Below are 4,417 nucleotides of genomic sequence, written 5' to 3'. Positions count from 1 at the left end.
GTGAAGCGTTTGCGAGGCATGGCATCCACCCTCCTTCAGGGTTCAGGATGCCCGAAAAACTTGCGCTCAGCGCGGACCAGTTTGCTGGGTCAGGGTCACATGCGGTGGCGACATATCTCAAGACCTTCCAGGTGCTGTCCTACGAGCAGCTCCAGGCGGCCTTGTCGGACCTGTTCGGTCTCACCCTCAGCCAGGGCGGGCTGGTGAACCTGCTCCAGCGCGCGCAGAGGCGCTTCCGCTCCGGTCGCGAGGAGGCCGTCTCGACGCTATGCCGGGCCGCGGTGGTCGCCTCGGACGAGACCGGCGCGCGGATCGAGGGCAGCAACGCCTTCCACTGGGTCTTCCACGCGGCCGATGCGGTCGTTCATCAAGCCTTGCCGACGCGGGGTGCCGTCGTGGTGCGCGAGATGATGGACGGCCAATGGCCCGCAGTCTGGATCTCGGACCGCTACACCGCCCAGCAGGGCCATGCGGCCCAACACCAGACCTGCCTCGCCCATCTCGCCCGCGACATCGCCTACGTCGTCGAGGCGAGCGACGATCCGGTGCCCTGGCGTCTGCAGCTCTGGCTGGCCTCCGTGTTCGCCCTGGCCGAGCGCGTCACCACCTTGGCCACCTCGACCCTTGCAGCCAAGCGACGGAGCCTCGACCGACAACTCGGGGCCATCCTCGCCACGCCGAGCGGCTGCGACCTGACCTGCGATCTGCAGGTTAAGATCGGACGGGCCCGCGCTCAGCTCCTCATCTTCCTCGCCCATCCCGGGGCGGTCGGACCGACCAACAACGGTTCGGAGAGGCTGCTGCGCCCGGCGGTCATCCAGCGGAAGATAACCAACGGCTACCGCGCGATGTGGGCTGCCGAAGGCGAGGCCGCCATCCGCACCGTCGTCGATACCCCGCGCCTCACAGGCGGCACCCCCTTCGGCACCATCCTCAAGACCGTCAGCGCCTGATCCCCGCCGTCAAAGGCCTGGGTAATTACTCCACGCACCGGTTCCGTGAGTGATTCTCTTTTTGATCGCGATGAGTTGAACAGGATTGATGGACTAAATTGGTTCTAAATTCGTGGAAGAGTATCATCACACCCCGTGATTGAATTTTTATACCCAACAACGACGCTTATACGAATTGTTTGTCTGTGCGTCTCAACCAACTAGGCGCAAAGACGTCTTTTAGGGATCCCCTGAACCGCTATCGGACCTATCTGCCGATGATTTATTGTCTATTTAAGACATTGATATGTTTGATAAAATAGAAATACCAACTCACCATCGTCGGGTCCATAACTCAAGGCACATACGCACAAAAGAAGCGTTCCCGCCCACGCAAAATTCTATTGTGAAATGACGCATATTCATGCGAGCCGTCTAATTACCGGCACAGAGCCGATCACAGTTTTCATGGACAGGAAGCGATGGATGTTTGTCCGTGCTAATTGCGAACAATAACAAATTGGGGGCACCATGTCAGGCGACCGTTCCATAAGGTTTACAATCCCGGGCTCGGCAAGCAGCCCTGGCCTGGAGGTTTTCATTGTTGAAGACGAGGGGAAACTTATTTTTACATTAGATGTGCAAGATAGCTCCAAGCTGACGGCAGACCTTCGGGGCTTATTTTTCAACTTCGCTGACCCCGGTAAATTGGCGGGTCTGTCTTACACGGGCGGCGGCGGGCTGATCGCCGGCCTGCAAGCCAAGGCTGGAAAGGTCAGTGATCTCGGCCATGGCGTGAATATGAATGGAGCTGTGAAGAGCGGATTCGACGCCGGGCTAGAATTCGGCGGGCCTGGCATCGGCAAGAACAAGGCCGATATCAGCGGCCCTATCACGTTCATGCTTGACAATGCCGCTCACAACCTCACCCTGGATGATGTGGCCAACACTCTGTTCGGCGCGCGCCTGACCAGCGTCGGTTCACCAACGGGCGCACGAAATGACAGCGCCAAGCTGACCGTCGTGGCACCTGCAGCGCCAGATGCCCGTGACGACAGTTACAGTCTGTTCGAAGATGGTCAGAGCGGACTGGACAAGCCCTCCCACACGTCCGTCGGAACACTCTTCCAAGTTCTGTCCAACGACACCGATGCCGATGGCGACAAGCTAGCCATCACCTTTATCGAGGGCGTGCAGCACGGCACGGCCGTGATTGTCGATGGAAATGACGCCGACATCTTAGTTGGCGACGCCATTCTCTATACCCCCACGAAGGATTATGCGGGGACTGACAGCTTCCTCTATCGGCTGTCCGACAATCACGGCGGGATGGACGCCGCCCGGGTGAACCTCACCATCGCTGCCGTCGCCGATGCCCCCGCCCTGAGCTACGAGATCAAAGCAGGCGACGCGATCAATCAGGTTCGCGTGATCGTTACCGCGACACAGACGGATGCCGACGGTTCGGAATTCATCGATAAGATCTCCCTATCGAACCTTCCCAACGGCGTGACTGTGTCGGAGATGACCTACGATCCGGCCGCGATGTCGACGTCGTTGGTGCGGGAGTTCGTTCTCACCCTGCCGGTCGACCAAGACGTGAACTTCGATCTTGGGATCTCAACGTGGTCCAAGGAACGGTCGAACGGCGATACGCAGGTCACGACGCAGACCGTCCCGATCGTTCTGGAAAACACGGTGACTCATCAGAATGTCGCCTTCGAGGCGACCGATCAAAGCATCTGGAACACCGGTAACGAATTTACTTTCATCGATGACCGTTTCATCGGGATCGACACAGGCAATTTCCAAGAACGCATTGGAAGCGAGTTTTACGCAGGGATCGAGGGTCACATCAAGCTTGGCTTCCAGTCCACCTTGACCTTCAAGGGCGGGGCGATTGATGCCTCCGCTGACTACGATGTGACAGTGGAGACGAACTACAACAAAGCAACCGATCAGCTCTTGATCGAGACCGGCGCCTCGGTGTCGCATGCCGCTTTCACGACAGAGGGCCCCAGTGGCTCCTATGCGCTAAATTTCCTCTATGACGTCTTTCTCAAGGCCTATGCGGGCGTTAACGTCAATCTCGGCAAAATCGATTTTGACCCCCTGGGTATTCTTCCTGGGGATCAGACTGTCGACTTCGGAAGTGTAAATGAAGAAATTTCGTTGACTGCTGACATTGGCTCGGACAGCCTGAAAATTTTAGATGTAAATAGCGATAGCTTGAGCGGGTCGATTACATTGCCCAAGCCGCTTGAGGCTCTCTCAATCAGCTACGATTGGCCAGACGTCGAGACCACCGGGTCATCGTCCACGGAAACCGTAACAAGTTCCGGGGCCAGCGACAACTTCGTCGAGCTTAGGCTCGACGTGGATGAAATGTTGGCTAAGGTTCTCAAGGCCCCACAAAACCCTCTGGATCCGCAAAAGTTGAGCTTAGGACCTGTTTTCGCGGATGTCGACTTGCTGGACCTCGACGTGTTCGGTGGCCTGAACTTCCTCCAGGAATTCGGGATGAACCTTGGAAAAATCTCTGGCACCATCACGTTCGAAGATCAATCGACGCAGCTCTTCACGCTCGGCGACAAATTACTCATTAATCACGCATCGGCGATCGACGCTCGAGGAGACAAGGACGGGCAGGTTGATTTTTACTTCAATCTTGCGCCGACTGCGACGTTGTCGAACAAAACCGATCTCGGCTTCAATATCGGCGGCGAAATCAAGCTGTTTACTGCGGAAGTCGGTTATGACGTGACGGCGCTTGGGTACAATTTGAAGGATAGCGTCACCGTCGGTCCCGTCGAATCGGTTGGCGACAGCTTGGATGTGGGCAGTGTCGATGTCTACGATCAAACCTTTGCGCTCAACTTCGGGCAGGAACAGGTTTGGATGGTCGCCTGAAGAAGCTCACGTGGAGCAGTCTAGGAGATGCTCGGCCTCTTAATTTCTAGGGGCTGACCAGTTGTACTAAATTAGTAATTTGGCAGCGAGCGGAATTTTTCTGTTCGCTGCCATTGTGCTTGAGCAGTTTATATCCCTATTGATTCTCCGCCGTCGTTCTTGCGACTATATTTGCAAATAGTTTGATAAATATATCCAATATTTCAGGAAAATTAATCGTAATAAATGCAATTCACTTACCGCCTCAGTAAGGTCGATATGGATATTATTCAGGTGGAATCAGACCTGCTGATCGCGGCGTGACTTCGCAGAATACGCAGCTAAATTACCTCTTCGCAGGCAAGCTCTACTTCGCGTAGAAGCGTCTCGATCACGGGTAAGTCGTCGGCAATCTCTTTCGTCGGCGGCGCTTTGTGTACGACCGCACCCAGGAAGACGGTGACGATGCCCAAAGTTTCTTCCGAGCTCCCCCAGGCCCTGGCGCGGTGCCGCACGGCCTTTATTGGCGTGGCCGCCATGAGCGGGCTCGTGAACGTGCTCTATCTGACGGGCTCGTTCTTCATGCTCGAAGTCTA

General features: G+C 56.2%; 1 protein-coding gene and 1 pseudogene. Both read left to right on the top strand.

Going from position 1 to position 4,417, the window contains the following annotated elements; translation table 11 throughout:
• Positions 1 to 98: 98 nt before the first annotated feature.
• A pseudogene (locus ASF57_RS14535) lies at positions 99 to 953 on the top strand (IS66 family transposase); the annotation flags it as partial.
• Positions 954 to 1,463: 510 nt separating this feature from the next.
• Positions 1,464 to 3,842 (top strand): Ig-like domain-containing protein, encoded by a 2,379-nt coding sequence (locus ASF57_RS14530; protein WP_056484673.1) that lies wholly within the window; start codon positions 1,464 to 1,466, stop codon positions 3,840 to 3,842.
• Positions 3,843 to 4,417 lie beyond the last annotated feature (575 nt).

Origin of the sequence: Methylobacterium sp. Leaf117 (assembly GCF_001422985.1) — a bacterium.
Classification (GTDB): Bacteria; Pseudomonadota; Alphaproteobacteria; order Rhizobiales; family Beijerinckiaceae; genus Methylobacterium.
The sequence above is the reverse complement of the archived record's forward strand: the minus strand, read 5'-3'. Positions and strand labels throughout refer to the sequence as shown.

Bases quoted from the DNA above. Each gene is read 5' to 3' on its own strand.
- ASF57_RS14530 (WP_056484673.1), top strand. From the start codon at position 1,464: ATGTCAGGCGACCGTTCCATAAGGTTTACAATCCCGGGCTCGGCAAGC.